This window comes from Bacteroidales bacterium (assembly GCA_012519055.1).
Classification (GTDB): Bacteria; Bacteroidota; Bacteroidia; order Bacteroidales; family Salinivirgaceae; genus JAAYQU01.
Genome location: JAAYQU010000019.1, coordinates 1 through 25,490 on the forward strand (window position 1 = coordinate 1; position 25,490 = coordinate 25,490).

The following is a 25,490-nucleotide window of genomic DNA, read 5'->3' on the forward strand; positions in this document are numbered from 1 at the left end:
CAGCTTGAACATTAGGACTAAACCATTGGTATAAATGTAAAATAACTTATATTTGCCACACTTAATCAATAAATTGAATATGACAAATCAAAAAAGTTTCCCAAATCAACATGAATCTGACATAACTAAGGATTCTGAGTCAAGGAATTTGATTTTGCATAATGACGATGTAAACACGTTCGACCACGTAATTTCATCGTTAATTGCAGAGTGCAATCATGAAAGCCATCAAGCCGAACAGTGTGCATTAATAGCTCATACCAAAGGCAAATGCGATATTATGGATGGCACATACGCCGAACTAAACCCAGTTCGTATTTCATTGTTAAACAAAGGATTAAACGTTACTATAGACTAAATGACACCAGTTATCGCAGTTATATTATTGATCCTGACAGGATTTATCCTTCTCCTGCTAGAAATTATGGTTATACCAGGTACAACCATAGTGGGAATAATTGGATTTTTACTATTGGCAGCCGGAATTTGGGTTACGTTCGATCAATTCGGTGTCAATATGGGCTTGATTGCAATTGGCTCAACCTTAGCCGCTTCCGTATTGATATTTATGTTTATTTTCAAAAGCAACACATGGAAAAAACTGATGTTGAAAGAGAATATCGAATCGAAAGTTGAAGCGTTCGACAAATACGAACCAGAAATTGGAGAAGAGGGAGTTGCAATATCAAGATTAGCACCTATGGGTAAGATAGTTGTTAATGGACACGAATTTGAAGCAAAAGCTCAGAGTTCATTTATAGACGAAAAATCAGTTGTAGAAATTATTGGTGTTGAATCAAACAAAGTAATAGTTAAACTTAAATCATAAATAAAATGGATTTACATTATTTTTTGATCTTTGGAGCAATAGCCATAGTAGCGTTATGGCTTCTTTTTTACCTTATCCCCGTAGGATTGTGGTTTAGTGCTCTTGTTTCAGGCGTTAAAATACCACTATTGCAGTTAATATTGATGCGTTGGCGTAAAGTTCCGCCAGCAATAATTGTACGCGCAATGATTGAAGCGACAAAAGCAGGTATTCCAATTAACCGAAATGAATTGGAGGCACACTTTTTAGCGGGTGGACATGTCGAGAGAGTAGTACACGCTTTGGTATCAGCCAATAAAGCTAATATTGACTTAACATTTAAAGTGGCAACAGCTATCGACCTTGCCGGTCGCGATGTTTTCGAGGCTGTTCAAATGTCGGTTAATCCGAAAGTTATTAACACTCCTCCGGTTGCAGCAGTTGCAAAAGACGGTATTCAGCTTATTTGTAAAGCTCGTGTAACTGTACGTGCAAACATCAAGCAGTTAGTTGGTGGAGCCGGAGAAGAAACTGTTTTAGCAAGAGTTGGCGAGGGTATCGTTAGTTCAATCGGTTCGGCTATATCTCACAAATCGGTTCTTGAAACGCCCGACAGCATCTCTCGCGTTGTGCTGCAAAAAGGGTTAGATGCAGGTACAGCATTTGAGATCCTATCAATTGACATTGCTGATATAGACGTTGGAAAAAATATCGGTGCAGCACTATTGATGGACCAAGCAGAAGCCGACAAAAATATCGCTCAAGCCAAGGCTGAAGAGAGACGTGCAATGGCAGTTGCTTTAGAACAAGAAAATGTTGCTCTGGCACAAGAAATGCGTGCCCGCGTTATCGAGGCAGAAGCCGAAGTCCCAAGAGCAATAGCTGACGCATTCCGAAGTGGAAATCTTGGTATAATGGATTATTACCGAATGAGAAATATTGAATCGGATACCCGAATGAGAGATAGTATCTCAAAAGACCCATCAGGATTATAGAGTTGAAAGTTTGTAAAGTTAAAAAAACGTACAACTAACAAACTAACAGTCAGAATATTGTAGAGACGTCACACCGTGGCGTCTCTCTTCTTAATTGACAGATAATGAAAAAAAAGAGCCTAGTTTATGAAAACGTTGAGATTGTTGATATTGCATCCGAAGGAGTTGCAATAGCCAAAGTTGATGGTATGGTCGTTTTCGTACCCTACGTTGCTCCCGGCGACGTTGTTGATATTAGAGTTTCGAGAAAGAAAAAATCGTATGCCAAAGGCGTTGCAATAAAATTTCATAAACAAAGCCCTTTTAGAACCGAGCCCTTTTGCGAACATTTTGGTCTGTGCGGAGGTTGCAAATGGCAACACTTAGACTACAATAAACAACTCTACTACAAAGCAAAACAAGTAACCGATAATCTTGAACGAATTGCTAAAGTGCCGTTCCCTACCCCACTCCCAATAATAAGGTCTGAAGAACAGAGACACTATCGCAATAAACTTGAATACACCTTTGCCGATAAGCGTTGGTTCTTACCTCACGAGCCTTTTGAACATGGAGATAAACATATTGGAGCTTTAGGTTTTCATATCCCCGGACGGTTCGATAAAGTTTTAGATATTAATAACTGCTATTTGCAGCCAGCTTTGTCAAATGAAATTAGGCTCGAGGTCAAAAAATACTGTGTAGAGAACAACTTGCCATTCAAAAACCTGAAAACGCACCAGGGATTTATGAAAAATCTGATTGTCCGCAACAGTAATACAGGCGAATGGATGGTAATTGTCGTATTCGGCACACCCGATGAGATAGATCAGCAAAAAGGGTTGTTAGAGCATATAAAAACCAAATTTCCCCAAGTAACAAGCCTTTGGTCGATGATCAATACGAAATTGAACGATTCTGTTGCAGATTTAACTCCCGAACATTATTATGGCAAACCGTATCTAACAGAAAAAATGCTCGGTTTGGAATTTCGGGTTGCGCCAAAAGCATTCTTCCAAACAAACTCACAACAAGCTGAAAATCTTTATAAATTGGCGTGTGATTTTTCACATCTAACAGGTTCGGAGATGGTATATGATTTGTACACAGGTATTGGAACAATAGCAAACTTATTAGCCAAGAATGCAAAATGGGTTGTTGGTGTTGAATATATTGACGAAGCCATCGATAACGCACGCACAAATTCGGAAATAAATGGAATTAAAAATACAACTTTCATAGCAGGCGATATGAGCAAAGTTCTTAGTCAAGCATTTTTTGAGAAGCACGGCCAACCCGATGTTATTGTTACCGACCCTCCACGTGCGGGTATGAATCCCGATGTAATTCAAACCATATTGCAAGCTAGTCCAAAACGAATTGTTTACGTAAGCTGTAACCCCGCAACACAAGCACGCGATATAGCCATGATGTCGTCAAATTATGAAATTAAAAAGGTTCAGCCTGTTGATATGTTTCCCCACACACACCATGTCGAGAATATCGCACTATTAGAGAAAGTTAACAGATAAAACTATATCTATAAATGATAAATGCAACACAAGCCATAATAGCACTACTAAACACCAACGAAGCGTTCCGTCAGCTAAAATACTCTGAAATTCAAAGCATTAAAAAAAGTCACGAAGTTATTAACTACGCACGTGGAGCCTCTATTTTTCTTGAAGGCGAAAAACCGGAAAGCTTACTTTGTTTAATCGAAGGTAAAGTAAAAATATATCAAGAGGGCGTTGGTGGTCGCGAACAGATACTTAGAATGGCTCAACCACAAGGTTTTATAGGATATCGGGCACTATTTGCCGAAGAGGATTACGCCGCCTCTGCACGAGCTTTAGAAGATTGTGTTGTTGTGTCAATTCCGAAAATCGTTTTAAACCAAATTATGGCAAACAACCCGATGTTTACTAAAAAAATGATGATGCTTATGGCTAAAGAGTTAGGATTTGCAAATCGTCGAACAGTTGCATTAACTCAAAAGCACGTGCGAGCTCGTTTAGCCGATTCGCTTCTCTTTTTAAAAGAGACTTACGGCTACGAAGATGATGGCAAAACAATTCACGCATATTTATCAAGACAAGATATTGCGGGGCTTTCTAACATGACCACCTCCAACGCAATAAGAACTCTCTCAAATTTTGCCACTGAAGGAATTTTAGATATCCGCGGTCGTCGAATAAAAATCCGCGATATTAATAAGCTGAAGAAAATTAGCGATATGGGGTAAAGCAATTGGCAATTAGCAATGAACAATTTGTAGAGACGGAGCATGCTCCGTCTCTACATAACAAACTTAAAAATTAATTACCATACCCATGCCATGAGGTGTGGTGCCAAATTGATATATCACCTGAGAACTTTGATTACGACTATTGTATAAGCTTACAGATTTGCGTATGTTCTTCTTTGAATAGACTTTTAGCACAATACCACCAGCTATTACTCCCGTACCTACACCTACTACTGGAATAATAGGCTCCTCCGGACTGAAAGCATACAAAGCAGTACATACTCCGGTCCATATTAAAATATTACCCCATCTCCTTTGACTTAGCCCTTTTTCATAAAAGTGTAATCCCTCTGTGTTTGTCATCAAGCGTCTAACTTCATTTTTCCAGACAAGTTTTTTATTCAAGAATATTCTTTTCCCATTTGTAGTAAGCACATCTGTGGAGACTTCACTGTACTCTGTTTTTTTGGAAACCATAGGTTGTGTTTTGGGCAGAATAGAAGTGCTTTGTGTTACACCTGATGTTTCTGAACTAAACATATCTTTCATCAATCGTCGAACAACATCAACAATTTCGTTAGAGCCTAATATTGTGCGTGCGGTCTTCTGCTTGTCAATACGCGCAGTAGTAACCTCTATCATCTTACAAGAAATGTAGTAATTGCTAACTCCTAACGAGGAAATGCTTATAACAAAAACATAATTTGCCCCCATACGCATACCCATCTCACTGATTTGAGAATCGTCAACCAGTCCGCTTGTTTGAAACTTGTTTTCCTCCAAAACTTTGCTTATCAGCGAGCGTTCCAGAACGGTATAACCGGCTATATTTACCAAAGCGGCACTAACCTCTTCGCGAACAATGTCCTTAATAGAGCTTGACACGTCTCCAGCAGGGTCAAAAACAGCAACTTTTTTATCTTGTGCCGATACAGCAAGAGTAACCGCAAAGCATAATTGTAATAGCGTAATTATTTGCTTTAACATATCCTTCAAAATTTAGCACAAATGTAATACTTAATCCTCTAAGTAAATGACAAAAATTTAAAAATATTTGTACGGTCCTGAAAATAAGCACTAAAGAAAAGTTATTCAAAATAGTTTAATCACTATCTGAAAAATATTATTACGAGATATTTTGTATATCTTTAGAAAAGTTATTTACAGAAAACATTAGTATGTAAATTGGGATAATTTGTAGCAAAAGAATTCGTAAATAGCAATGTTACTAACAAACAGTAAAAACATCTAAAAATGAAAACTAAATATTTTATCACAATTTTTACCCTGTTTTTATTGAATGTCTCTCAAGGGCAACAAATAGATGTTTCAGGATTGTACTCTAGCAGCACAATCAAACAGTTAAAAAACAACTGGGGTTATGATTTGAAGTATAATCATTTCATTAATAAAAACAGAATTGGATTGTCGTTTAAATACTATTTTTACAACACTGAATATGACAATATTCGCACCTCATTAGTAGATGGGGTTACAAAATATATTGAAGAACAGGAACCTCAAAACAGGAGAATTGCAATAAATCTAATTTACTCATACATATTGGTTGAAAACGAAAAATCCAATTTGTATATAGGCTGTAATGCTGGTATTAATTATTATCGTTTTCGAGGTGTAAATAATAGTATACGAATTACAGATGGATATGTCACTAAAGTTATATATCCGTACGAATACACCAAAAAAACAGACTAGGGTTTGGATTTCTCATTGAGTATGAGATAAATGAGGTGTTTTTAGAAAGATTTTCTACATCAATAACAATTAATCCTGAACTTACAGCATTTGCAAAATGGGGGATGACTGGGGGTTATGCCCCATGGACTGTTGGGTGGTTAAATTTTTCTATAGGATTGAAATATAGATTAATTGACTGGAGGTAAGAGTATAATAGTCTTAAGAAACAACTAAATAATAATTAACGGACTTTAGAAAAAGTTGTTTAATCTCTGAGTAAGTTCAAATATCATAATTTTTTTCACTATTTTAAAATATACTTCTCGTAAGTTTTGTAACTTGCGAGAAGTTTTTTAGCAAACAGAAATACTGAATGAGATTTAATTTAAAGGATTATCTTAAAATATCTGTTCTATATACTTTTGCGTCAGCGTTTCCTGCGCTACTACAACTGTTTGTTCTTCCTATAATTGAAGGTGAGGGCAGGCTAAATGCCATCGACTTTTCACAAATGGCTATTGCCGAATCAATTAGCACATTTGTTGGTACATTTATTCTCTTTTCAATGTCGGGAGCCATTTCGCGGTTTTACTACGACTATCTCGATAATAAAAAAGGGTTAAACGATCTGTTTTCTTCGGTCATTATCGGCATACTATTTAGAGGTCTAATAATTATAGGATTAGCAGTTATTCTTGGTGATTATTTGGCATCTTTTTTTAGTCAAGACAGTCTTAACGAATTTTCGACCTACGGATACGGAGCAATAGTAATTGCTATAAATCGGGCGATAATTGTTGTTACCACTACGCTTTATCGCAATCAAAAACTTGTAACACGTTTTGTGCTCATAAACATAGCATTGGCAATTACCCGAACTGCAGGACAACTGCTTGGAATTTTCTGCTTTGATATGAGTTTTATTGGATACGTAAACGGTGCAGCTATCGGAGGAGGATTCATTTCAGTTATTGTAATTCTTTTAGTGTTTAAAAAGTGTGGTGTTAAGTTTTCACGAGAGTTAGTGGCGCCTTTGACAAAATTCGCATTTCCTTTGTTTGTTTTTGAGCTTGTAAAATGGGGCGTTCTGTTTGCCGACAGGCTCTTTCTCGAAAGCTCACCCGAACAATTGGGTATATACGATAATGCCCAACGCTTTGCTGCCGGTATTTACATAATCTTTCAGGGATTGTATGGTGCTATGCAACCCGATTTTTTCCTATATTTGAAAAAAGGCGTGGAAAATACAATTGCTGACCTTAGACGCTTATCGAACGTATATCTGCTTCAAGCACAACTATCGGCTATTCTTTTAATAATTCCTGTAATAGCTTATATTTATCTCTTCTTTGAAACCTCTTTAACTACATCGGGTACTCTAATTGCCATAATTTTCAGCCAATATATAATTACAGCTCTAAACACCCTGTTTTCAATGCCCATAATATTCTATAAGCGAACAGATATCTTTCTATATATCAACCTTTTAGTTTTAGCTGTAAGTTTAACTATCAACTATTTCTTAATTCCCATACTTGGATATTACGGAGCAATTATTGCTTCATACTGCGCAAATACTCTTCAACTTGCTCTGTTTATATATCTTCAGAATAGAATTGTTAAAATCAAATGGAACTACCACAAAACAGTAACAGTGCCTATGCTGATTGTGAGTTGCGCAATTATTGCCGAATTTATAAAAGTCTACACAAATGCAAACTATGTTGTTGTTGCCATTATATTTGTCGCTGTGGCACTATTAATTATTTGTTTCCTTTATAGAAATGAGATAAAAAATATTATCTTTAGGCTAAAAGATAAACTAATTATACAAAGTAATCGCTAACTTTAAAAAACATATTTAATAACCAGAACAATTTAATAGTAAAACAAATGAGACTAAATATTTTAATTGCAAGTTTGCTAATCATACTCATTAATCAGTCATGTACCGACAACATAGGAATGGCAAGTGGCGGAGGACGTGAAGGCGAGGTTGTTGTTGTCCTTAACGAAGAGTTTCAAGAAGGTGAAGCAGGTAAAATTATCGACCAATATTTGAGGGGTCCATATCTGATCTTGCCACAATACGAGCCACTTTTTAAGCTTTACGTTATCTCTTGGTATTCGTTTTCGGAAACATTTAAAGCATACAGGAATATTGTAAAGGTTGATATTGGTTCTAAATATCAAGAATCGAAAGCATTGTTGCAACAAAATAAAAATCAAACAGTTGTGACTCTAACAGCTCCAACTGTACATGATTTTGTTGAGCTTTTTGAAAAGCACGGCACGCAAATTGTCAATGCATTATCAAAGAGTGAAAGAGAATTTGCAAAAAGGCAAATAAAAAAGGGTGATGAAGTTAATTTACAGAAATACCTAAAAAACAAACATCACGTTGATATGATTATCCCACAAGGATATTCAATAAGAAAAGACACAACAGATTTTGTTTATCTGGCTTTAGAAACGAACGAATTAACATTAGGAATAATGATATATTACTATCCTTATATTGATAAAAAAGCTTTTACGATAGACAATCTGTTGAGCAAGCGCGATTCGATATGTAAAAAACATATTAAAGGTCCTCTTTATCCTGAAAAAATGTCTTATATGACAACATCACGCGATCCATTTACTCCGTTGCTTAAAGAGAGCATGATTGACAATATGTATGTTGCAGAAATCAGGGGTCTTTGGAATGTTACCGATGATTTTATGGGTGGACCATTTTTAAGTACATCACGGGTCGATGAGGAAAGGAACAGGGTTGTAACAGTCGAGGGTTTTGTTTATTATCCAAGTGAAAATAAACGAAAATTTATGCGCTGGTTTGAAGTAATTACCGAGAGCGTTACTTTCCCTAAGAAAGAGACAACGCAATAATATAATTATTTGATTTTTAAATAAATAACATTAAAACAATGAACCAAACAAACATAGCAATATTTGCAAGCGGATCGGGTAGTAATGCTGAAATTTTAGTTAACTACTTCCATTTTAATCCGAGAATAAACGTGTCGTGTATTATTACGAATAACCCTAAGGCTAAAGTCTTGAAACGTGCGGAGAGATTAAATGTAAGAGCTTATGTTGTAGATCCTTCGGAAATGACCCCCGCTGGCAAAATACTCTCTATTTTTGTTGACGAAGACATTAATTTTATTGTTTTAGCCGGATATTTGAAACTAATACCTGAATGGATTGTTAATCGATTCAAAGATAAAATCATAAATATTCATCCTGCACTGTTACCAAAATATGGAGGTAAAGGAATGTATGGAAATCGCATACATGAAGCCGTGATTGCAGCAGGAGAGAAAGAGTCAGGTATCACTATACACGCAATAGACAGAGATTACGACAAAGGAAAAATCTTATTTCAAACCACATGTCCTGTATCACCAGATGATACTCCCGAAACTTTGGCTGCAAAAATCCACAGATTAGAACATCGCCACTACCCCATGGAAATAGAAAAATATATAGGAACGTTGTAGAGACGGAGCATGCTCCGTCTCTACTTTTTGTGCTTTTTCGGCAACGGTATTGGCTCTAACTTACCTTGTTCGAGTTTCACAACAATCTCTTCAATCATACGATCTTTCCCTTTAGGGTCGTAATTGACCTTCAGGGTTTCTCCAAAAATCCGTGCAATCCCTTGCCAAAAAAATGCAGATACCGAACCACGCATTTCCTTTATTATATTATAAGATGTTTTCCCGGTTTCCCTATCAATAAGTTTAACAAGTATTCTACCTTCACTAACTTTCATTTTTACTAATTCGGTTTTATACTCAGCCAGCAAAGCCTTCTCGTACTCCTTAATGTACCTTTTTCTCGCTCTTTCTAAATCCATTTTTGCAATAGTATCATTAATCTCTGCAAGAACCTCTACAGCTAATCGGGCATAGGGGTATACCTTTCTAACTTTCTGGGCAAGAGCGATATACTCTCGAGAAGCGCGGTCATTCCCTAATGTTCTTGTAGGATAAACCACAACAGTTGGTAATGTAATTACTGGCATGGTATCTCCATCTATGACTATAGCTGGGAGCAACCTACCTTTTGGATATTGCTTCACCTGAGGCGGTTGTTGCGCTTGTGCTGAAGAGATACTTATTATAAAGATTAGCGCACAAAAGAGCTTACATTTTTTATTTTTCTTGTCCGTTATCATTTCTGTATGATACTGAATTTATTTCACTAACGTAAACTTATATATGGACAAGTTAGGGGGAATTAAAAAAATGTCAGTGAAATAACAAAATTTACAACTTATCATGCTATTTCACTGACATTTGACATTTAAACTATTTGTTTCGACATCTCTGCGAAATATTTAAAAAAGTATGGTATTGTTTCAATTCCTTTGTAGAAATTAAACAACGGATAGTTTTCGTTTGGCGAGTGTATATTATCAGACTCAAGTCCGAAACCTAAAAGCAGTGATTTTGTACCTAAAGCCTTTTCAAAATGGGCTATAATAGGTATACTTCCACCGCTACGAACAGGAACAGGACGCTTGCCAAAAGTTTTCTCACACGCTTTTTCCGCTGCTTTATATGCATTGATTGAAATCGGGCAAACATATGGGAATCCTCCGTGCATACATTCCACCTCAACTTTAACATATTTAGGCGCATTCTTTTCAAAATAATCTTTCAGAAGCTTTGAAATCTTATCAGGATCTTGATTTGGAACAAGACGAGACGAAAGCTTAGCGTATGCTACAGATGGCAATACTGTTTTACTACCCTCTCCGGTATATCCTCCCCATATTCCGCAAATATCAAATGTGGGTCTAATACCGGTTCTTTCAATAGTTGTATAGCCCTTTTCTCCGTGAATTTCTTTGATGTCCAACGCTTTTTTATACTCGTCGAGATTGAACGGAGCCTTGTTTAGAAGTTCTCTCTCATATTCTGATGCTTCAAGTACATCATCATAAAATCCGGGTACGGTTATTCTGTTGTTTTCATCATGCACGTCAGCAATCAGTTTTGCAAGGATATTTATTGGATTTGCTACAGCTCCGCCAAATATTCCAGAGTGAAGATCACGGTTTGGACCTGTAACTTTAATTTGCCAATAAGCTAAACCTCGCAAACCCACAGTAATTGAAGGGATTTCCTGAGAAATCATACTGGTGTCGCTTACCAAAATAATATCGCTTTTAAGCATATCTTTGTATTCTATACACCATTTTGTTAGTGCAGGCGAACCTATCTCCTCCTCTCCCTCAATCATGAACTTAACGTTACAAGGCAGTTGATTGGTTTTAACCATAAATTCGAATGCTTTTGCGTGCATAAAGCTTTGACCTTTATCGTCATCGGCTCCGCGAGCATATATTTTTCCGTCGCGAACTTCAGGCTCAAATGGAGGAGACTTCCACAACTCTAGGGGATCAACAGGCATTACGTCCATATGACCGTAAACTAAAACTGTTGGAAGTTTTGGGTCTATTATTTTTTCACCATACGTAATTGGGTGACCTTCAGTTTTATACACTTCTGCTTTGTCGGCACCTGCTGCTAACAACTGATTTTTCCACCACTCGGCTGCTTTATACATATCTGGTGAATGTTCAGCAATTGAGCTTATTGACGGAATCCGTATTAACTCAAACAATTCGTCTAAAAAACGTTGTTTGTTTTTCTCGATGTATTCGTTTAATCCTTTCATTTATTTATATTTTAATTTAGTTTTATAAAGCTATTTTACAGCATTAAATATGTAAATTTTTATTGATAATGCTAATAAACACCTATTTTTGATTTGGCTGGTGGCTTGTAATCGCCAGAAAACATTATACTGAGCTGCAACCCAAATATAGAAAAATGTTCACTAATAGCCAAGTAAAGCCCTATTCCAACACCAATATCGTATATCGGCTTCAAATGATAGTGACCTTGCAGATACAATCCCGGTCCCAAGCGTCTATAGTAAGCCGTGTCTCCCACTAATTGTCGTCCTGTAACCAACGATAAACCAGCATATCCTCCTAAATTATGTCTCAAAATAGCATATCTTGTCCCCACTCCTGCATGAAAATGATGAGAGCGCTGAAAAGAGCGATATAATTTGAGTTTCTTCCCTTCAAGAAAAAAGTAATCGGTTGAAACTAAGTATCCTGCATTAAAATGGAGGTATTCATATTTTGCTCGAAAATGAAGATCTGCTGAAAAGTTCTGCTCAGGCTTCATTGTATTGAAATTCAGCGCGTAACCAGCATTTAAGGTTAAATATGGCGAGTATGGTCGGAAATAATCTTCATCATAGTAAAAATCTTTACGTGGGTTAAACTCTTCTTGTTGTGCCACACTTTGCAATGAAGCAAAAAGAGCCGTTATAAAACAGACTATTTTGATTATTCGTGTCATAATAAGAAAGTTTTTACGTAATTTTAATTTTACTCCTTCTGTTTGCTATATGTTTCTGCAGCAATCTTCAACTCTTTGAACCACTCTTTGCCGTACGCTCTTGTTAATGGTTGCTCTAAAAACATAAATAACGGTGTTCCAAGTTTTTCACCTTTTTCACATGCTGACTTGCAAATACCATTTCTCTCATAATTAACGGCATCATACTCCTCATATTTTGTTATTCGCACAGGATATAAATGGCAACTAACCGGTTTCAAAAAGTCAATTTTGTTTTCATGAAACGCTTTTTCAAATGCGCACATTGTTATCCCTTCCGGGTTTTTAAATGTGTAAGCACATTCATTATTATTAATCAGAGGTGTAACACAGTCTCCGTCTTCATCAAATATATACCACCCTTGAGAATCAACAGCTTCAATCCCTTCGGGCGTCATGTACTCACGAACTATTGGATACAACTCTTCTAATATATTTTGCTCTTCGTTAGTTATAGGAGCCCCAGAATCTCCTATCACACAACAAGCTCCTTTACAGACATTTAAATCACAAACAAATTTTTTCTCAATTAAATCTAAACTAACAAGAGTCTTTTGAATCTCTAACATAATTATCTCCTCGGTCATATTTAAACTAAAACTTCTCCTGTCATTACTTTCGGAATGGGTAAATTCATTATTTTGCAAATTGTTGGTGCCAAATCTGCTAAAATTCCGTTTTTTATCGATTTGTATCTGTCTGACACCAAGATACATGGAACGGGGTTTAATGAGTGTGCTGTGTTGGGAGAACCATCGATGTTTATTGCATTGTCGGCATTTCCGTGGTCGGCTATAATCAAAACTTCATAGCCTTTGTTGCAAGCTGCCTTTACAACATCACCAATACATGTATCAACAGTCCTGACAGCTCTTTCTATAGCTTGATAAACCCCTGTATGACCCACCATATCGCCATTTGCAAAGTTAAGGCAAATAAAATCTAAGTCCCCTTTGTTAATCTCTTCGATTACAGCATCGCGCACCTCGAAAGCACTCATTTCGGGCTTTAAATCGTATGTTGCAACCTTGGGAGAGTTGATAAGAACGCGCCTTTCACCCTCAAACACCTCTTCCCTGCCTCCGCTAAAGAAAAATGTAACATGTGCATACTTTTCAGTCTCGGCAATTCTAAGTTGTTTCAACCCTGCTTTAGAGACCACCTCGCCAAGGGTATCGTTTAAGTTCTCTTTATCGTAAACAACGTGAATATTTTTTAACGTATCGTCGTAACGCGTCATTGTAAGATAATACAATGGCATGGTTTTCATTCCAAACTCTGGCATATCCTTTTGCGTTAAGACCACTGTCATTTCGCGCAAACGGTCAGTTCTAAAATTGAAACAAAAAACAACATCTCCCTCAGCAATAGTCGCTATTGGAGTGCCGTCCGGATTTGTTATAATGCTTGGTTTAATAAACTCATCAGTAATATTCTGAGCGTAAGACGCTTCTATTGCTTCAATTGCTGACTTGAAAAACAATCCCTTACCATACACCATTCCGTCATAAGCCTCTTTAATGCGTTCCCAGCGTTTGTCGCGGTCCATTGCGTAATATCGTCCCATAACCGAAGCGATTTTGCCAGCTGATGTTTTCAAATGCTTCTCTAACTGGCGGATAAATACCAAACCACTTCTCGGATCGGTATCGCGTCCATCGGTAAATGCGTGTATATAAGCCTTTTCGATGCCGTAATCTTTAGCCATATCGCATAGCTTATATAGGTGTTTATCAAGTGAATGAACTCCTCCATCGCTAACCAATCCCAAAAAATGAATTGCCTTGTTGTTAGATTTTGCATAACTGTATGCTTGTTTCAAAACATCGTTCTCTGTTATTGAATTATCGGCAATGGCTTTGTTGATTTTAACCAAATCCTGATAAACAACTCTTCCCGCTCCTATGTTGAGGTGTCCGACTTCAGAGTTTCCCATTTGTCCATCGGGCAAGCCAACATATTCGCCTGATGTAAGCAGTTGTGAATGAGGATATTTACTAACAAGATAATCCAAATTTGGGGTTGGAGTACTTGCAATAACGTCCGATTTTGAACCGTCTCCGATTCCCCAGCCGTCAAGTATTGCTAAAAGTACTTTTTGTCTCATATAGTTTACTTAGATATGCTAAAAATAATATTACAACTTTAGGTGGCAAAGGTATAAAAAATCCCTGTTTTTAGCTTTGATTTTAGCTGCATGTTTTCAATGTCTGTCACGCTTTGTTTTAGTCGGCTATAAACAGACTATATTAACGATTTAACACGTAAAAACGTATAAATATCAAAACATATTGACATGTTAATAATAAATACGAATAAATACCAAAAAGATATATTATATTTGTAGTCGTACTGTTTTGAATTGATAATAAAAAGATGCACAGCCTTTTAGCAAAATATTTAACAAGCATATTACACAAGGAGACATGTGTAATTTTGCCTGATTTTGGTGGCTTTGTATCAAACTACACATCGGCAGAAATTGATTTACACACCGATTTTTTTACTCCCCCATCACTCACAATAGCCTTCAATCAGTCGCTAACACACAATGATGGTCTTTTAATACAAGAGATTGCAAAGCAAGATAACGTTACATTAGAAGAGGCAGAAAACAGAGCGCAAAAATTAATAACTCTTTTACGCAAAGATATTTACACCAATGGCAGAGCAGATCTTGAGGGGTTAGGATTACTCTATTTAGATAAAGATTATTCCATAAAATTCAAGGTTGCAATAAAAGCCAATCTTTTGCCTCAATCGTACGGACTTAAAAGTTTCCGTTTTTCTTCGATAAAAAACAGAAGACAGTTACAATCCTTTGAAAATGAATATATGAAAGAGCCAACAGTAAAGAAAAGAACACTTGTGATAACGACAGCAGCTGCAAGCGTTATTATACTTTTGGGGCTAACTCTTTTCGTTAATCACAAAATGAATCAGGAGTCAACAGTAAAAGCTTCGTTAAGCGACGTTACAAGCTTAAATATAGACTCAGCGTTAGAAGCTGAAGCCACAATTGATACCAAAACCGGAGTTGAAATTGAGACTGAAATAAAAAGAAGAAAGCCTTTGATTGATGAATCGAGCACAAGAAAAAGTCACGCTCTTCACTACAATGAAGCTCATAGTCAGGATGAATATCATATTATAGCCGGAAGTTTTTCAAATATCGAAAGTGCAAAGAGATATGGAAAAACCCTTGAAGATGAAGGATATAGTCCCTCATACATAACCGATGGCGATAAAGTAAGGATCTCTATTTACTCTTATGATGAGAAATATGAAGCCCTAAAACAACTTGACTTTCTACGAGCAACCAAAGACAGAGCCGTTTGGATGCTCAAGAAGACAAAAGAGGAATAAATAAATTTACACACCGCATTTACTTATGACAAAAACCAAAGTAGCCCTTATTTATGGTGGCTTTTCGCGTGAAAAAGAGATATCAGAAAATAGCGCAAAATGTATTAAATCCACATTAGACCCAAAGAAATACGAAGTTTACCCCATTTTAATTGATAAAAACGGATGGTTTTACAAATCTGAAACTGAATCCAACAAAATAAATAAAACCGACTTTAGTTTTACCGTAAACTCAAAAAAAGTTGTTCCCGATGTCGCTTATATAATTATTCATGGCACGCCCGGAGAGAACGGAATTTTACAAAGCTATCTCGATTTACTGAATATCCCATACACAACTTGCAACGCGTTTACGTCAGCATTGACATTTAACAAAGCTGCAACAAAATATTTTCTCTCGCAGCACAACATAAAAACAGCACCCTCAATTTTGCTACGAAAAAACGATATTATTAGCACCAAAACGATAATAGAAGGACTTGGATTGCCTATGTTTGTCAAGCCAAATAATGGCGGAAGTAGCTTTGGAGCAACAAAAGTTAAAAAATCGGAAGAGCTTTTAATAGCAATAGAAAACGCATTTAACGAAGATCACGAAGTTATTATTGAAACGTATATTCCTGCTACCGAGCTAACTTGCGGTGTAATGAAAGTGTGTGGAAAAGAGTATCTCTTTTCTCCCACCGAAATCGTTCCGAAAAAAGAGATGAACAAAGAGTTTTTCGACTACGAAGCAAAATACAAGGGGTTGGCTGAGGAGATCACTCCTGCAAGAATCAGCAAAGAATTAACCGCAGAAATTCAGTCGCTTAGCTCAAAAATTTACGATATTTTAGGCTGCAACGGCGTGGTTCGCATTGATTACTTATATAGCGACAACACTCTTTACTTTATGGAGATAAACACGGTACCCGGCATGAGCGAACAGAGCATAATCCCACAACAAGCAAGCTATTATGGAATGAGCTTAAACGAACTTAACGATATGCTTATTGAAGATGCGCTTAATAGAAGGTAAAAGGTACAAGGAGCAAGGTACAAGAAACAAGGCGGCACACTCGGTCGTTGAGCTTGTCGAAGCGGTACACTAAGCCTGTCGAAATACTACACTCAGCGCATCACATTACTAATTGCTGCCCCCCTACTTTCAACTTTTACCTTGTACCTTTTAACTAAATTGTTAATTGCCCTGTTTGACGTACTTGTCATACAAGAGCTTTGCTTCTTCGTCACCCATCTCAGCTGCCCTTTTTAAATCAGCCGCACCCTCGGTTTTATTATCCATATTCATATAACATACACCTCGTACCATATAGGCTTCACTGTGATTCGGCTCAAGTTCAATGGCTTTATCAAGATCACGGATAGCTCTTTTCCACTTCTCCATGTCTTTGTAGTTTACACCACGGTTGTAATAAGCGTTTGCATATTCAGGCTCGCGCTTTATAGCCAAATTAAAATCTTTCTCAGCCGATGGATAGTTACCAGCTAAATTTTTGAACATAGCACGTTGGTAGTAAATACGTTTATACGAAGGTCTAAGCCTTTCGGCTTTGTCGTATGCTTCAACAGCCATATCATACTCGCCAATTCTGCCAAGGCTTGTACCTAAAGCTACAAATGCCTCAAAATCAGTATTGTCAATATCAACAAGTTCCTGAAAAACTTCAACCGCCTCTGCATGACGATCCAAATTCTGCAGCGTTATCCCTTTATTGAATAAAAAAGTTGTGTTTCCGGGAGCAATGTTTGCAGCCTTCCCGTAAAAAAAGAGTGCCTTTTCGTAATCTTTCTGCTGTTCGAACATTAGGCCTCGCTCATTAAAATAGTTTGCATTTGCACCACTCAAATTGATATCTGTAATAAGTGATACTAAATTATTACCCTGGGCTACAACCGCATCGTCCTGAGCAACTACCTGAGCTGCAATAAATGCAAGGACAAACAAAAATGTTATTCGTTTCATACGTTTATAATTTTTTGGTTTAATAGTTGTAAAAAACCCCTTTATATAGAAAACAATATTATATCGTTAATGTTCACGGAAACAGACTACTAATTTACATATATTTGCCTAATTATCAAGATAAATTACTTTAAATTAAAGTAAAAACAGAACTGTTGATTTAAGAGTTAAAATTGGTATAATAACTCTTTTACCAATATCTTTGTGCCAAAATAAAAACACTATGTCAACACAATCAAATGTTAAAGTTGTTACCACACATGTTCTTACAGCTATGAAGATGCGTGGTGAGAAGATATCTATGCTAACTGCATACGATTACTCAATGGCTAAAATCATTGATCTTGCAGGAATTGATGTTGTTCTTGTTGGCGACTCGGCAAGTAACGTAATGGCAGGACACCAAAGCACTTTACCTATCACGTTGGATCAGATGATTTATCACGCACAATCGGTTGTACGTGGTGTCGAGAGAGCTTTGGTAGTGGTAGATTTACCTTTTGGGACATATCAGGGAAACAGCAAAGAGGCGTTAAACTCTGCTGTACGCATAATGAAAGAGACTGGTGCTCAAGCAATTAAAATAGAGGGAGGAAGCGAGATTTTAGAATCTGTTAACCGAATTTTATCAGCAGGTATTCCTGTAATGGGACATTTGGGGCTTACACCACAATCTATCCATAAATTTGGCACATACGTAGTTAGAGCACGTGAAGAAGAGGAGGCAAACAAACTACTCGATGACGCACTTTTATTAGAAAAAGCAGGTTGCTTTGGAATTGTATTGGAAAAAATTCCGGCGTTGTTAGCTAAACAAGTTGCTGAAAACGCAAAGATTCCAATAATTGGAATTGGCGCAGGAAAACATGTTGACGGACAGGTACTTGTAATCCACGATATGTTGGGGATTAATCAGGATTTTTCTCCACGCTTTCTTAGAAGATACCACAACCTTTACGCAGAGATGACAGGCTCGGTAAAAGCATATATCAAAGACGTTAAAAGTCAAGATTTCCCAAACGATAGCGAACAATATTAATGACAAGAGAGAAGCAGAGCCTGCAGGTTTTATTCGAAGACAACCATCTTATAGCCGTCAATAAGCCTGTAGGCGTTCCTGTACAAGGCGATATAACTGGCGACACACCACTTATTGACGTTGTATCGGAGTATATTAAAGTTAAATACGAAAAACCCGGCAATGTTTATATCGGTTTAGTTCACAGAGTTGACAGACCCGTTAGCGGTGTAGTGCTTTTTGCAAAGACATCGAAAGCTCTGGCGCGGATGAACGAGGTTTTTCAATCACGTCAGGTTAAGAAGACCTATCTTGCAATTGTTGCTGAGGCTCCCAAAGAGATTAAAGGCACTCTGGAGCACTACCTTGTCAAAGACACCGAGAAAAATAAATCATTTGCCTACAACAAATCGGGCAAAGGCGCAAAAAAAGCGGTGCTATCATACGAACTCATTGGACGTTCGCAAAACTACTCACTGCTGAAAATTGACCTTGAAACCGGAAGACACCACCAAATACGATGTCAGTTAGCTAAAATTGGCTCGCCAATCAAGGGAGACCTAAAATATGGCTCGCCACGCTCAAATCCAAACGGTGGCATAAGCTTGCATGCGTATAAGCTTGAATTTGAGCACCCTGTGAAAAAATCTACCGTTGTAATTAAGGCTCCGCTCCCAACTGATGATGTGCTTTGGAGGGAATTTAAAAATCTTGCAGAAAGCAATTAGCAATTATCAATGTGCAATTAACAATTTTCAATCCAGAAGAGATGAAATTATTATAACCCACGAAAATCTTGAAAGCATTCAAAACGGAACTGACACTATGAATACTTTTCTTTTGTTAACAACTGACAATTACACGCCAGACGAGATAGAAGAAAAACGCAAGCAACTTCTTGAATATTGCAAATTAGACACTTTGGCAATGGTGAGGATTTTTCAGAAATTAAAGGATTGTATATAATTCAAGCATCTAAAGATGTATTAATCCCCTTAATTTTCAAACAAAATTGTAAAAAAATCAATAAATTTGTAACAATATAGAAGTTTTTTTGCAATAACAGTAAAACATTCGCAAATGCAAATATTTTTAACTAAAGATATTTGTTATATCGTGCTGATTTGTAAAGATTTGAAAAAACAAAGAAAATCAAACAGAAAACCATATGCGATTGTTTTTATATTTGTTTCGTAAATTATCCATCAGCAACAAGTGTAAAGACAGACAACCAAACAGATAGGATAACGATAAAATTAAAATAAAAAAGGATTTAGCTTTTTGACAGGACAGTGCAAATTTGATGGAAATTTATTTTGTTTTTTTCTTCCCACCCACAAAAAAGAAGAAAGAAACCCCACCCAAATTGCTTACGCACTCGTGCTAAATTGTTACTTTTGAACTTAAAAATTAGTTGATTTATATACATGGCAAATAAAATATCACTTTCGCGATTAGAAACATTTCTTTTTGAAGCATGCGACATATTGCGTGGTAATATGGATGCTTCCGAATATAAGGAATATATCATTTCGATGTTGTTTCTAAAGCGTGTAAATGACCAGTTCGAAGTACATCGCGACGAGCGTAAAAAGGTACTTACTGAAGAACGTGGAATAAGCGATCCCGAAACACTTTATGAAGAAATAGAGAGGGAAAATGCACCGCAATACGACTTCTTTGTTCCGCTTGCTGCTCGCTGGAGGCAACTTGACGGCGACCCTGATTCTTTCATCGATAAAGATGACAAACAGCAACCATATAACTATATTAAAGACCTTACCGAAGAGATTGGCGACCACCTGAATAAGGCATTGGCAGCATTGCAAGATGCGAACCTTGACAAATTGGATGGCGTATTTAATCAGGACAATATCAACTTCAACAAGACATTCGGTAAAAACAACAAGCAAATCAGCGATGAGGATTTACGCAGGCTTATTCAGCATTTCAATAAAATGAATTTGCGGGATGACAACCTGGAATTTCCCGACCTGATGGGTGCAGCTTATGAATATCTGATAAAACATTTTGCCGATAGTGCCGGTAAAAAAGCGGGTGAGTTTTACACGCCAAACGATATTGTACGATTACTGGTAAATATACTTGAACCCGGTCCCGATGCCGAAATTTACGACCCGACCGTAGGTAGCGGAGGTATGCTGATTGAATGTAAAAACTATGTAGAAAACCGCTACGGAACAGCTCGAAATATTTCACTGTACGGACAGGAAAAAAGCGGTACTGTTTGGGGATTGTGTAAAATGAATATGCTGTTTCACAATATTTTCGACAGTAAAATTCTGAATGGCGACACTTTGCTCAATCCTTTACATACCGAAAACGGGGAACTTAAAACATTTGATATTGTAATTGCCAATCCGCCTTTCTCGCAGGATTACACCACCACAAACATGAAATACAAAGAACGCTTTAACTTTTGGATGCCCACGAAAGATAAAGCCGACTTTATGTTTGTTCAACATATGGTTGCCTCGCTGAATAATGCAGGACGTATGGCAGTGGTAATGCCACACGGAGTTTTGTACCGTGGCGGAGAAGAAAAGAAATTCAGAGAGTGGCTAGTAAATCGAGGCTATCTGGAAGCTATTATCGGTATGCCACCAGCTCTGTTTTACGGCACCGGAATTGGCGCATGTATATTGGTGATTAACAAAGCCGACGCATATAAACGCGACCACGTTCTTTTTATAAATGCCGACAGGGAATACAAGGAAGGTAAAAATCAAAACAAATTGCGTCCCGAAGATATCGAAAAAATTACCTATACATATAAGCATAAAATCGAAACACCGAAATACAGCAAACTGGTTGCCACGAGCAGAGCAATTGATGAGACAAACAATCTTGAAAATGAAGATTTCAACTTCAATATTCGTCGTTTTGTGGATAATGCTCCACCGCCCGAACCACAAGATGTTTATGCACATCTTCATGGAGGTATTCCCGAAAACGAGGTAAAAGCACTGAAAGTCTGGTTCGATTGTTACAGTCCGTTGCAAGAAAGGTTATTTGAGCCGTTAAAAGAGGAGTATTTAAAATTTAAAGAAAACATTGCCAGAACAGAAGTGATAAAAACACTCTTTGATGAAAGCGAAGAGATAAAGGAAGCACATGCTCAATACGAAAATGCCATTAATGATTGGTGGAAATCGCAAACTTCTGTAATTGAGCAATTACCGAAAGGAGAAACCAATATTTTCGATCTCTATAATGACTTTTCAGAAACACTGACAAAGAAGCTTATCTCGCTGCCTATTCTCGACAGTTTTAAAAGTCGTGGTTCCTTCGCTGCTTTCTGGAGTACTATTTCAAACGACATTAAAAGCGTGATTGCCAGCGGATGGAATGCCGAACTGATTCCCGATGATGAAATTCTGCAAAGTCAGTTTCCTGAAGTCTTGATAGAGCTAAAAGAGAATGAAAACCGCCGAGATGAGATTCAGGCTATGTTTGACGAGGTAAACGAACTGGAAGAGGATGCCTGGAATGAAGATGATTACGAAGTGTGGCGGACAAAGGAGTTAAAAGAGCATAAAGATGCCATTAAAGAACTGAGAGGAGAACGCCGTGAGGCAGACAAAGAGTATAAAGACTTACAAAAACGCATTAAAGCCAACGAGAGAGCACTGAAAAAGCAACCCGAATTGGCGAGCGAAATAGCTAAACTGCAAAAAGAGGCTGAAAAGCAACAAGCCGAAGTAGAACGACTGGATGCCACAATTGCTACAGACGAAAGCCGTATAGCTAAGCACAACGAACTGGAAGAAGAACTAAAACTGTGCAGACGCAAAATTAAAGAGATAAAAGACCACAAACTGGTATTAGTTGACCAAGCACGCCTGAATATAACAGACGAAGAAGCCAAAGAGTTAATCTTAAAACGCTGGCTGAAAACTTTACAAGATACGGTAAATAGTCATTTACAAGCACATCAACGTGAGCTGTTACAGGCTGTGGAAAATATTTGGGGTAAATATACCATAACATTAAAAAGCATTATTAAAGATAGAGAAATTGATACTAATTTATTTAATGCTTATTTGTTGGAGTTAGGTTATGTGTAGTAAGCGTAAATATACAATAATAGAATGTTGCGATATCCTCAATAATTTGAGAATTCCTATTAATGATGAAATACGTCAAACCATGCAAGGTAATATTCCTTACTATGGAGCAAACGGTGTTCAAGGCTATATTGATAAATATATATTTGACGAAGATTTAATTCTCCTAGCAGAAGATGGTGGGAATTTTGAAGAATATCATACAAAACCAATTGCGTATAAAATTAGTGGTAAGAGTTGGGTAAATAATCACGCACATATTCTAAGAGCAAAACAGGATTTCAATCAAAATTATATTTTCTATTCTCTTGTTCACAAAAACATTACAAAATATTTAAATTCTGGGACAAGAAGTAAACTGAATAGGTCTGAACTTGAAAAAATAGAAATAGATTTTCCTGAAACTAAAGGCGAAGAAGATAAAATCGCTGATATCTTATCCACCTGCGATGCCGTAATTGAGAAAACGCAAGCTGCCATAGCCAAATATAAACTTATAAAACAGGGCATGCTACATGATCTGTTTACACGCGGCATTGATATTCAAACCGGCAAACTTCGTCCACGCTATAAAGATGCACCGGAACTGTATAAGGAGAGTAAATTAGGATGGATTCCGAAGGAGTGGGAATGTGAGATGCTAAGTTCAGTCATTGAAATTATCAGTGGAGGAACTCCTTCAACTCAGATAAAAGAATATTGGGGTGGAGAAATTCCGTGGTTGTCTGTTGATGATTTTAATACAGGAAACAGATATGCATCCAAAGCAGCAAAGAAAATAACAGAGGAAGGATTAAAAAATTCCGCAACTAACATGCTTTTGCCAGGAATGTTGATTATTTCAGCTAGAGGAACTGTTGGAGTAATTGCTCAAATGAAAGCACCAATGGCATTTAATCAATCTTGTTATGGTTTAAATACAGTCAATGAATACTTAAGCAATGATTTTCTTTATTACTATCAAACATTTTTTATTCGATTCATAGGCTTTAAATCCTATGGGAGTGTATTTGATGTAATTACTAAAAGCTCTTTTGATGAAGTGTTTATACCTATAAATAAAAAATCTGATGAACAAAGAATGATTGTAGAAAAATTGACAGCAATAGACACTAATCTTCAATCCGAACAATCCTATCTTGAAAAGATGCAGCAATTAAAAAAGGGCTTAATGGAAGATTTGCTGAGTGGTAAGAAGAGAGTGAAAGTATAAATTTAAAATAATTAATCATGGCAGAATATATCAACGTTGAAAAACCGTTTCTCGATAAACTTCGCCAGTTATATTGGCAGGTGATTGACCAAGGCATTGGCGTTCCGCAGGATCCCGCGAAAAGTTTAAGGGATAACTTTAAGCAGGTATTGCTGCCGCAGGTTTTTAAAGATAGCATTAAGGCTATCAATAAAACAGATGACGGCAGAGAATGGCTTACCGATAAGCAACTGGAGGATATTCTATTTGAAATCCAGAACTTCCAGGGAGTAACTCTGCACGAAGCTAACAAAGCCATTCATCGCCTTTTATTGAAAGGAACAACTGTAAGCAAAAACGAACTTACAGGAGAGGTGAGTCCTACTGTTCGCTTAGTTGATTTCAAGAATTGGGATAAAAACAGTTTTATTGCCATAAATCAGTTCCGCTTGCTCACACCCGGAGCGAGTCGTCAGGGAATTATTCCCGATATTGTTCTGTTTTTGAATGGTTTGCCGCTCGTAGTGGTGGAGGCTAAAGATTTTGATGTAGCCGAACCATTGAGCGAAGCCTATTTGCAGATAACCCGTTACGCCAATACTCGCGAAGACGACTATGGAATACCGGAGGGAGAAGAGAGGCTGTTTCATTATAATCTGTTCAGCATTATCACACATGGCAAGGAGGCACGTGTAGGCACAATAAGTGCCGAATTTGATTTTTACAACAATTGGGTTGATATTTTCCCGGAGGAGTACAAAGTTGTTCAGTTTCCGCCCAATGAAGAACGACAGGAAGTGCTGATTCACGGAATGCTTAATAAGGAAATTCTTGTTGATATTCTGAAAAATTTCACGCTGTTTATAGAGATTAAGAAAGGTGTTGAAGTGAAAATTGTTTCACGGTATAATCAATATCGGGCTGTCGGTAAAATTATCCAAAACTTGCGTGAAGGCACAACTCCATATGAAAAAGGAGGGGTGGTTTGGCATACACAAGGTAGTGGTAAGAGTTTAACAATGGTATTTCTTATCCGCAAACTACGTAGTACAGATGATTTGAAAGATTTGAAAATTATTTCAATTGTCGATCGTATCGATTTGGAAGATCAATTGTCAGACACCTTAAAATATTCCAACGAATCGCTCTCAATTATAAACAGCAGAGCCGATTTGAAATTGTTAAGCGATGATACTACCGATTTGAATCTTGTAATGATGCACAAGTTTTTGGCAGATAATAATGTTTCTGCACAATCGTTAATTGATGCCGGTATTGTACCGAAATTTGAAAAGTTTGAAACCATTAATAATAGTGACAAAATTTTGTTGTTGATTGACGAAGCGCATCGCACACAAGGCGGCGATATGGGCGATAATCTATTTAGCGCATTCCCTAATGCTACCCGAATTGGTTTTACAGGAACTCCCTTGATTACCGAACGACACGAAATTAAAACACACGAACGCTTTGGTGGCAGACTAAATGAAGATGGCGAACCATGGATTGATACTTACAAATTTGATAAAGCAATTGAGGATCGTACAACGGTTGAGATAAAATATATCGGCAAAGTTTCAAAAGACAAGATAGACGACAAAGAGCTGTTTGATGCTGAGTTTGAGGATATGTTCAAACAAAGAACTCAAGAGGAAAGAGAAGAAATTCAAAGGCGTTACGGCTCTTTTATTGCCTATCTCG

25 protein-coding genes are annotated in these 25,490 nt (G+C 37.1%); 18 read left to right on the top strand and 7 right to left on the bottom strand.

Going from position 1 to position 25,490, the window contains the following annotated elements:
• The first annotated feature begins 79 nt into the window (after positions 1–79).
• From GX311_03910 to GX311_03930, 5 genes are all read left to right on the top strand, one after another.
• Positions 80–358: an ATP-dependent Clp protease adaptor ClpS gene (locus GX311_03910; GenBank protein NLK15524.1), complete on the top strand. Its 279-nt coding sequence runs from the start codon at positions 80–82 to the stop codon at positions 356–358.
• Positions 359–829: a hypothetical protein gene (locus tag GX311_03915; GenBank protein NLK15525.1), complete on the top strand. Its 471-nt coding sequence runs from the start codon at positions 359–361 to the stop codon at positions 827–829.
• Between the two features lie 5 nt (positions 830–834).
• Positions 835–1,803, top strand: coding sequence for a flotillin-like protein FloA (gene floA / locus GX311_03920; protein NLK15526.1), 969 nt, complete (start codon positions 835–837; stop codon positions 1,801–1,803).
• A gap of 104 nt (positions 1,804–1,907) precedes the next feature.
• The gene (gene rlmD / locus GX311_03925) at positions 1,908–3,314 is read left to right on the top strand and encodes a 23S rRNA (uracil(1939)-C(5))-methyltransferase RlmD (protein NLK15527.1); all 1,407 of its coding nucleotides are present in this window, start codon (positions 1,908–1,910) and stop codon (positions 3,312–3,314) included.
• A 14-nt stretch (positions 3,315–3,328) separates the two neighbouring features.
• A complete protein-coding gene (locus tag GX311_03930) occupies positions 3,329–4,027 on the top strand; it encodes a Crp/Fnr family transcriptional regulator (protein ID NLK15528.1) in 699 nt (232 codons plus the stop codon).
• Positions 4,028–4,093: 66 nt separating this feature from the next.
• Here GX311_03930 and GX311_03935 read toward each other — a convergent pair whose 3' ends face one another.
• Complete coding sequence (locus GX311_03935) at positions 4,094–5,017, bottom strand: hypothetical protein (GenBank protein ID NLK15529.1); 924 nt, start codon at positions 5,015–5,017, stop codon at positions 4,094–4,096.
• 267 nt (positions 5,018–5,284) lie between these two features.
• Here GX311_03935 and GX311_03940 point away from each other — a divergent pair, with 267 nt between their 5' ends.
• The 5 genes from GX311_03940 (at position 5,285) to GX311_03960 (ending at position 9,234) form a co-directional block, all read left to right on the top strand.
• Positions 5,285–5,746: a hypothetical protein gene (locus GX311_03940; GenBank protein ID NLK15530.1), complete on the top strand. Its 462-nt coding sequence runs from the start codon at positions 5,285–5,287 to the stop codon at positions 5,744–5,746.
• Positions 5,747–5,781: 35 nt separating this feature from the next.
• Positions 5,782–5,934 (top strand): hypothetical protein, encoded by a 153-nt coding sequence (locus GX311_03945; protein ID NLK15531.1) that lies wholly within the window; start codon positions 5,782–5,784, stop codon positions 5,932–5,934.
• A 167-nt stretch (positions 5,935–6,101) separates the two neighbouring features.
• Complete coding sequence (locus GX311_03950) at positions 6,102–7,574, top strand: oligosaccharide flippase family protein (protein ID NLK15532.1); 1,473 nt, start codon at positions 6,102–6,104, stop codon at positions 7,572–7,574.
• A 47-nt stretch (positions 7,575–7,621) separates the two neighbouring features.
• A complete protein-coding gene (locus GX311_03955) occupies positions 7,622–8,620 on the top strand; it encodes a DUF4837 family protein (protein ID NLK15533.1) in 999 nt (332 codons plus the stop codon).
• A gap of 38 nt (positions 8,621–8,658) precedes the next feature.
• Positions 8,659–9,234, top strand: coding sequence for a phosphoribosylglycinamide formyltransferase (locus GX311_03960; GenBank protein NLK15534.1), 576 nt, complete (start codon positions 8,659–8,661; stop codon positions 9,232–9,234).
• A 20-nt stretch (positions 9,235–9,254) separates the two neighbouring features.
• On the opposite strand, the gene GX311_03965 is transcribed toward GX311_03960, so the two are convergent.
• The 5 genes from GX311_03965 to GX311_03985 all read right to left on the bottom strand — a co-directional run bounded on the left by GX311_03965 (position 9,255) and on the right by GX311_03985 (position 14,266).
• On the bottom strand, positions 9,255–9,818 hold the full coding sequence (locus tag GX311_03965) for a DUF4294 domain-containing protein (GenBank protein NLK15535.1): 564 nt from the start codon (positions 9,816–9,818) through the stop codon (positions 9,255–9,257).
• A 224-nt stretch (positions 9,819–10,042) separates the two neighbouring features.
• Entirely contained in the window at positions 10,043–11,422 is a 1,380-nt protein-coding gene (locus GX311_03970; protein NLK15536.1) for a dipeptidase, read from the bottom strand.
• Between the two features lie 71 nt (positions 11,423–11,493).
• Complete coding sequence (locus GX311_03975) at positions 11,494–12,120, bottom strand: hypothetical protein (GenBank protein ID NLK15537.1); 627 nt, start codon at positions 12,118–12,120, stop codon at positions 11,494–11,496.
• A 29-nt stretch (positions 12,121–12,149) separates the two neighbouring features.
• A complete protein-coding gene (locus GX311_03980) occupies positions 12,150–12,728 on the bottom strand; it encodes a DUF3109 family protein (protein NLK15538.1) in 579 nt (192 codons plus the stop codon).
• Between the two features lie 20 nt (positions 12,729–12,748).
• Positions 12,749–14,266: a 2,3-bisphosphoglycerate-independent phosphoglycerate mutase gene (locus GX311_03985; GenBank protein NLK15539.1), complete on the bottom strand. Its 1,518-nt coding sequence runs from the start codon at positions 14,264–14,266 to the stop codon at positions 12,749–12,751.
• Positions 14,267–14,535: 269 nt separating this feature from the next.
• On the opposite strand from GX311_03985, the gene GX311_03990 reads away from it, so the two are divergent.
• Together GX311_03990 and GX311_03995 are read left to right on the top strand one after the other, a co-directional pair.
• Complete coding sequence (locus GX311_03990) at positions 14,536–15,525, top strand: SPOR domain-containing protein (protein ID NLK15540.1); 990 nt, start codon at positions 14,536–14,538, stop codon at positions 15,523–15,525.
• Between the two features lie 25 nt (positions 15,526–15,550).
• Entirely contained in the window at positions 15,551–16,543 is a 993-nt protein-coding gene (locus tag GX311_03995) for a D-alanine--D-alanine ligase (protein ID NLK15541.1), read from the top strand.
• Positions 16,544–16,705: 162 nt separating this feature from the next.
• On the opposite strand, the gene GX311_04000 is transcribed toward GX311_03995, so the two are convergent.
• Positions 16,706–17,491: a tetratricopeptide repeat protein gene (locus tag GX311_04000; protein NLK15542.1), complete on the bottom strand. Its 786-nt coding sequence runs from the start codon at positions 17,489–17,491 to the stop codon at positions 16,706–16,708.
• 223 nt (positions 17,492–17,714) lie between these two features.
• On the opposite strand from GX311_04000, the gene panB reads away from it, so the two are divergent.
• From panB to GX311_04030, 6 genes are all read left to right on the top strand, one after another.
• Positions 17,715–18,530 (top strand): 3-methyl-2-oxobutanoate hydroxymethyltransferase, encoded by an 816-nt coding sequence (gene panB, locus GX311_04005; GenBank protein NLK15543.1) that lies wholly within the window; start codon positions 17,715–17,717, stop codon positions 18,528–18,530.
• Positions 18,531–18,550: 20 nt separating this feature from the next.
• Positions 18,551–19,237, top strand: coding sequence for an RluA family pseudouridine synthase (locus tag GX311_04010; protein NLK15544.1), 687 nt, complete (start codon positions 18,551–18,553; stop codon positions 19,235–19,237).
• Positions 19,221–19,475 carry a hypothetical protein gene (locus GX311_04015; GenBank protein ID NLK15545.1) on the top strand — a complete coding sequence of 85 codons (255 nt, stop codon included), beginning with the start codon at positions 19,221–19,223 and terminating at the stop codon, positions 19,473–19,475. The genes GX311_04010 and GX311_04015 overlap by 17 nt, the downstream gene beginning before the upstream one ends.
• 461 nt (positions 19,476–19,936) lie before the next feature.
• On the top strand, positions 19,937–22,597 hold the full coding sequence (locus tag GX311_04020; GenBank protein NLK15546.1) for an N-6 DNA methylase: 2,661 nt from the start codon (positions 19,937–19,939) through the stop codon (positions 22,595–22,597).
• Between the two features lie 46 nt (positions 22,598–22,643).
• Positions 22,644–23,810: a restriction endonuclease subunit S gene (locus GX311_04025; GenBank protein NLK15547.1), complete on the top strand. Its 1,167-nt coding sequence runs from the start codon at positions 22,644–22,646 to the stop codon at positions 23,808–23,810.
• Between the two features lie 17 nt (positions 23,811–23,827).
• A partial coding sequence (locus GX311_04030; GenBank protein NLK15548.1) for a type I restriction endonuclease subunit R occupies positions 23,828–25,490 on the top strand: 1,663 nt, incomplete at its 3' end.